General features: G+C 50.4%; 5 protein-coding genes. All 5 read left to right on the top strand.

Features of this window, described 5'->3' with window-relative positions; all coding sequences use genetic code 11:
- Positions 1-208 (top strand): hypothetical protein (locus LLG96_16830; protein ID MCE5251874.1); only part of this gene is annotated, 208 nt, incomplete at its 5' end.
- A gap of 471 nt (positions 209-679) precedes the next feature.
- Positions 680-1879, top strand: a complete 1200-nt coding sequence (locus tag LLG96_16825; GenBank protein ID MCE5251873.1) for a DUF4159 domain-containing protein — start codon at positions 680-682, stop codon at positions 1877-1879.
- 560 nt (positions 1880-2439) lie between these two features.
- The gene (locus LLG96_16820; GenBank protein ID MCE5251872.1) at positions 2440-3861 is read left to right on the top strand and encodes a DUF4159 domain-containing protein; all 1422 of its coding nucleotides are present in this window, start codon (positions 2440-2442) and stop codon (positions 3859-3861) included.
- Between the two features lie 34 nt (positions 3862-3895).
- On the top strand, positions 3896-5155 hold the full coding sequence (locus tag LLG96_16815; GenBank protein MCE5251871.1) for a DUF4159 domain-containing protein: 1260 nt from the start codon (positions 3896-3898) through the stop codon (positions 5153-5155).
- 156 nt (positions 5156-5311) lie between these two features.
- On the top strand, positions 5312-5818 hold the full coding sequence (locus LLG96_16810) for a hypothetical protein (GenBank protein ID MCE5251870.1): 507 nt from the start codon (positions 5312-5314) through the stop codon (positions 5816-5818).
- Positions 5819-6363: the final 545 nt, after the last annotated feature.

Genomic DNA, 6363 nt, shown 5'->3' with positions numbered 1-6363 from the left:
GGCAAAAGCTGTTACCTATCTTGAGGGAGTCTGGCTTGGCGAACGCCTTGTTGCAATCTATTCCGACAAGGGTTACGCTATCAAGTGGAAGGATCTTTCCAATAACGAACCCCAGCTCAAGATGGGTGTGAACATGGTTGTCTTTGCATTAACACAGGTCGGCGGAATATCGGTGCAGAAAATGGACTTTTTCTCGGCCGTTCAATAAAGGCTGCGAAGAAGGAACGATAATGGTGCAGGTGGTACTCCTGCGCCTGTTTCAAAACCCGAGGGGGTGCAGCCGAGCAGAGCATCCCCCGGGTGAATTACCCGCGACAGCCCGGAAATCAGTAACGCCGGGCTGGCACAGTGTACACTGCTCAAGAACCAGCTTTACTACCTACCTCCTGGTATCCGCTGATGAGACAACACGAGTTCATCAGCGGATACTTCTTTAACGGGTAAAGGGTCATGAATTTCAATATCACCATGATCGACAATATCTTACATAAAGTGTTATGGTTGTTGCTCTTAATAACTCCTGGTCAATTGATCGACCGGTTTTCCACCTTGTCTGATCCACGGGTTCCCGTAACACACGGATTTGCGGGCATGAGCGATAACCATACGGAAGGCGCGAACAATGTCGGATACTTCATGTACATCGAAGAAAACCGGAAAACCGGATACGGTGAATGATATGAAGGGGAAACGGGAAATCCATAAACTTCTCATGCTCAACGGAATACTCCTCATTACCGTCTATCTGGTTTTCGGTATTTTTTACTCGGTCAGGAAATCACGGACAGTGGTTCATAAACCATCGCGGGATACATTCGTTTTACCACATCCCCGGAAACTCAACCCGCTTGAACCTGTGAAACCTTCGCGACAATCGGAGTTACCATCGGGAAAAGATTTTCATTTCTGCCGGCATACCGGCACAATCGGAAGTTTTTCCGGCCAGAAACCCGGCATGGAGGTTGTCGTCGACTCGCTGCCGGAAATGGTGATTTCCGCTCCCGATGTTGAACATCTTTCCGGTCAGGGCATTCCCGTTGAATTCAGGCCGGTCAGCCGTCAGCCCGACCGGAGAATCTCCCTCCGTGATGAGTTTATCAGCCTCGACGACTGCGATTACGGCCGTTACCGGGCGCTCATTTCACATGGAACACCGGATAGTAAAAGCCCCCGGGGATTCTGCTGCATTTCATCGGTATGGGGGGCGCAGCTGAAACCGCCGGAAAGCAGCAGGCGGGGGATAATCAATCTCGCAAGCGTTGTCAGCTGGTATACGGACATCCGCGCCGAAGTGGACAGCCATCTCCTCCTCGATTCATCGAGGCTCGGCAGGACGCCGTGCCTTTTTATCGCCGCGGATCGCCTGTTCGAGCTTACTCCTGAGGAACGAAAGAAATTCGGCCAGTATCTCCGTAACGGGGGATTCGCATTCCTCGACAACGGTCTCCCCGAGCATCCATACAGCCCTGCGGAGGCTTCGCTGCGGCAGATGCTCCGTGATTCCCTTGGTTCGCTTGCACGGTTCGAGCCGATACCGGTTTCTCATCCGGTCTACCACTGTTTTTTCAATTTCAGCGACGGCCCGCCTCAGGGATCGGAGAAAAATATTTATCTTACACGGAAAATCATTGGTGCTTCCGGACTACCGCCCGAAGTGGTTAAAATACCAGAATATGATGTACATTACCTCGAAGGTGTCTGGCTCGGCGACCGCCTTGTCGCGATTTATTCCAACAAAGGATATGCCGAAAAGTGGGCGGATTTGAAAAAAATGGGAAATAACGATCCCCAGCTTAAAATGGGCGTCAATATGGTCGTGTTCGCATTGACCCAGGATGGCGGCATAGCACGAATGAACTCCGACCACTTTACGGATTAAGCGAGCGGTGTAAAGGTGTCTTTTTCATGCACCCTGTGATGAAATGTGTTATTTTGTGCTGTCAAGGGCATATAAATTGGTTGGCGACCCCCTAAAATCCACGATGAATTGTAATACATTGATTATAAATAGAATATTGACCATTAAAGCCTGTGAATTTACAAACCCGTTGAAAAGCCCCACGGTCACAACCGGTTTTCGGAAAAAGAATGGGTGCTGTCCGGGCGAGCCGAAGGCTCGTGAGTTCACACATTCCCGAAAAACGGGCAGTGAACGGGGAAAAAGGCTTTTCACGGAGCGCCCTTTCCTTGGTTATTTCCTTTGGGCGCGCAAAGGAAGTAACATATAAAAAAGGGTTCTTTAAAAAATGGGAGGGTGCCACCATATAAATTGGTACTTCGCACAATCCTTGCTCTTAAGCAGGATGTCAGACCGTTTCACCAAAATTTTTTCATATAAAATATCTGGTGATGATTTTTTAAAAACAGTACATTATAAAATAGAGAGCACAAGAGGATTTATGGCGCGAAACAACGGCGGTTTGACGGCGGATGACACCCGTGAACAATGATCCGAAAACAGCGGAACCATCGGGCATAATCTCATTGCTCGACATGGATCGCCTCGAACATGAAACCCGCAGGTATCTCTATGCCGGGTTTGTCATCGCCCTGCTGTTCCAGCTTGCGCTCGCTCCGTTCATACATTACGGAAGACTTGCAGTCACCCATGAAAAATATCGTATTGTAAAGCTGATCGATATTATTACCCTGCCTGAAGAACCGCAGGAATTCGAGCCTTCACAACCATTCACCCTCGACCGTAATTTCCTCTCCCAGTTACGGAACGCCGAAAGTCACTTCCGGTTTAAAACACCGCACGGGGATTTCAGGAGCATCGAGAATGAAGAATACCGCGGTTTTCTTTCGAAACTCGGCCGTGATCTCGACACCGAAACCAAACGTCTCGCAGAGAGCAATATGCTCCCCGATTCCCTCGCTGTCGAGAAACGGTTCGATCCCGGTGATTTCGGATATACCACGAAGATAACACGCGAGCTTGAACGGGGCTTTTCGCTCCGTGATGAGATGCTCAGCCTCGATGATATCGAAGCAATGGGGCAGTTCAAGGGATTCGTTATTCAGGACCCGTCTGACAGGAAGAATATCAAGGGATTCGTTCACATTCCGAAATTTATTCGTGAAATGAACCCGCGGTATAATCTTGCCGGTGCAGTTGACGGCCTTTCGGAAGCGTTTAATTATTATACGGGGATTTCCGTGAAAATCGATGATCCTGTCTGCCTCTGTTCGGAGGAACTCTCCACATACCCGATGATTTACCTGACAACTGACACTACCGAAGTGTTAGAATTAAAACCTTCTCAATATGAGAATTTAGGAAAGTACCTTAAAAACGGCGGATTTGCCATTGTCGACAACGGCACACCCTGGAAGGAATACTCTCCTGCCGAAGCGACGCTGATCAATATCCTCCGTATCAGTCTCGGCGATGATTTCCGGATGGAGCCTGTCCCGATCGACCATCCGATATACCATTGCTTCTTTGATTTCACAATAGCGCCCGAGGGAGCGGAAAAAATGACTCCCCCCGATGAAAATCCTGTCGTAAATCCGTGGGGCGAAATGCTCCATATACCCGTGCTCGAAAAAGTACGCAAGGCTATCTCGGACAATCCGGGGGAACTCTGGGGAGTCTGGCTCGGCGAGCGTCTTGTCGCCGTTTATTCAAACAAGGGTTACGGCCATGTATGGCGGGACGGCGTCACACTGTCGAAATACCGCGATTTCTCTTCATCGGATCGTTCACGGTATAATTTCAATCCCCAGCTCAAGCTCGGCGTCAATCTTATGGTATATGGTCTCATCCAGCGCGGCGGGATAACGAAACAGGTTGTCGATTATCATGCATACTCATCCATTCCGGCACATGATGAATCGCCTGCTCCGGGCGGTAAATAAAACCCGAACGATATCTCTCTGACAAGAGATGACTATGGACGACGGTAACAATGATCCCCGCTTGTCACGGGTTTCCGGCATCATCGACTTCGGGCGGCTCGAACGCGAAAACCGCAGATATCTCCATATCGGGTTTATCATCGCTGTTGTATTTCATGCTCTGCTGCTCGCGGTTTTTCCGTACAGACGGATCGCTGTCAAGACAGAGGAAAAGCCACGGATAGTCACGCTCCGTCTCATCGAGCGCCGTAATACTGAGCCGTTCATGCTCAGGAAACAACCACTCCATCACCGGAGCTATGAGCGGAAAACCAATGAGATTCACCCATCCGCTTCTGCTCCCGGCAGCGCGCCGCACCGTTTCTCTCCGGTGATTCCGGAGTCTCATCCCGCCGAAGTGCATGTCGGCCATGAGAGCGACACTGTCGCGCTCCCCGGCGGAATCGACATCGACCTCGGCATTTCACGCGCACCCGACGACCGGATTCCCATCAAGAACCGCCTGTTCGACGATCCCGGGATGTACCGCGCCGATATCATCTACAATCCAGACAACAAGATGGCGACCCAGGGGTATGTCCATATTCCGGTGATACAGTTCGAGAATTTCAAGCCGACCGAATCCATGCGCCTGTCGATCAGAGGCCTCGCGAACGCCATCAACCGCATGACGAACATCACCGCCGTTGTCGACAACCCGCTCCCGACGCCGGTCATAGTTACAGGGTCATTCGATCATCCGGTGGCACGTCCGATCAAGGAAAATTCCGTCCGGGGCCTGACCGTCGATTCGCTCTTCGTCAATCGGCCGCCGCTCGTCTATATTCTGGCAGACAGGCGAATCCGGATTTCCGAGGCCGAAAAGGGAAGTTTCCGTCATTTCATCGGAACCGGCGGCATACTCTTTCTTGAAAGCGCCAGGCCGGGTGATGAAGCCCTGCGTATGATCCTGAGATCGTTTCTGCAGGAGCTGACGTCTTCTGCACGTGCAATAGAAAGGATTCCCGATAATCATCCTGTGTATCACTGCTTTTTCGATTTTGACCATGGTGCGCCCGAGGGGGCTTCGCAGGAGTATGGTGCGGTGCCGGATAAAACAAAACCATACCTCGAAGGAATATGGTTCGGCGACAGGCTTATCGCCATCTTTTCCGACCGCGGGTATGGCCTCATGTGGGGAGCGGAGTCACGCAACAGGGAACAGCTCATGATGGGCGTCAACCTGGTCGTTTTTGGTCTTATCCAGCAGAAGGGTTATGGCCGCGGTGAATGGTATGCCTACCGGAATCAGTGAAACCGCCATGCATTCAATGATTCAATGGTATCCCGAAATTGATTTGCACAATACAATTTTAAGAGTCAAACAAATCTTGTTCGTAAATCGTAAATCGTAAATTTAAAATTATATATGATTGTTCTGTTTGAACTCAACTCAGTAAGAAAGACACCGATGGTGAGAATACGGGATTTAATAACGATACAATTTCTATTAATCATGCTGATCATTACAGGTGCGGGGTGTGACGCCGGGTATTCCCGGCAAAAACCCGTACAGCCTGAAAACAAGGGGAATTCCGGCATATTTACCCGGTGGACAGGCGCCTACACCGGGACCGCGGTCTATGTCTACGGCCCTGTCACCGACAAAAAGGGAAACGAGGGAATCCCCGCGCGGCTCGTCATAGAAGAACGCGGCGGGCAGGCTGCGTTCGAGCTCGGAACGACCGATGGGAAATTCCGTTGCAGCTTTATCGTGCCGGTTACGGTGTTTTCGTCCTCAGCCGCCGAATTTTCCCGGACCGAAACCGCTGACAGCGGTTCGGCGCGGTACACCGTGTCCGCGAAACTCACTGAAAACGGCTTGAATGGAACGCTCAAGATAAGCGCCGTACAGCCGGATGGCGGGATTGCACAACAGGGCGGCTGGCTGTTCGAGATGACGAAAAACGGCCGGTGAGCTTTACGTTTCCTTCTGAACAGCGAGGATAATGATCCTGTTTGTATCCCTCTGAAGACCCCCGAAAATCCACGATTAGCTGTACTGTAATACCTTGATTGTAAATAGAATATAGACTATTAAAGCCTGTGAGTTTATTAACCCGTTGAAAAGCCCCACGGTCACAACCGGTTTTCGGAAAAAGAATGGGTGCTGTCCGAGCGAGCCGAAGGGTCGTGAGTTCACACATTCCCGAAAAACGGGCAGTGAACGGGGAAAAAGGCTTTTCACGGGGTGCCCTTTCCCTGGTTACTTCCTTTGGGCACGCAAAGGAAGTAACACCTGAAGGAAGTAACATCTAAAAAAGTGTTTTTTAAAATGGGGATTTGCCACTGTTTTTATCCCCGCATAGACGTAAAAAAGCGAGGGAATTGAACCCCTCGCTTTTATTATTAAGTACGTGCGGAGTACTTGATGGAAAAACCAATGCTCTCGTGTTACCGGACGAGCATCATGCGGTGATTTTTCATAACTGCGCCCGCTTTGATGCTGGCGATATACGTGCC

The sequence above is a fragment of the bacterium genome (assembly GCA_021372535.1).
Lineage (GTDB): Bacteria > Latescibacterota > Latescibacteria > Latescibacterales > Latescibacteraceae > JAFGMP01.
The sequence above is the reverse complement of the archived record's forward strand: the minus strand, read 5'-3'. Positions and strand labels throughout refer to the sequence as shown.

What these genes read in the sequence shown, in the direction of transcription:
- LLG96_16815 (MCE5251871.1), top strand. Translation starts at nt 3,896, where the DNA reads ATGGACGACGGTAACAATGATCCCCGCTTGTCACGGGTTTCCGGCATC.
- LLG96_16810 (MCE5251870.1), top strand. Translation starts at nt 5,312, where the DNA reads ATGGTGAGAATACGGGATTTAATAACGATACAATTTCTATTAATCATG.
- LLG96_16825 (MCE5251873.1), top strand. Translation starts at nt 680, where the DNA reads ATGAAGGGGAAACGGGAAATCCATAAACTTCTCATGCTCAACGGAATA.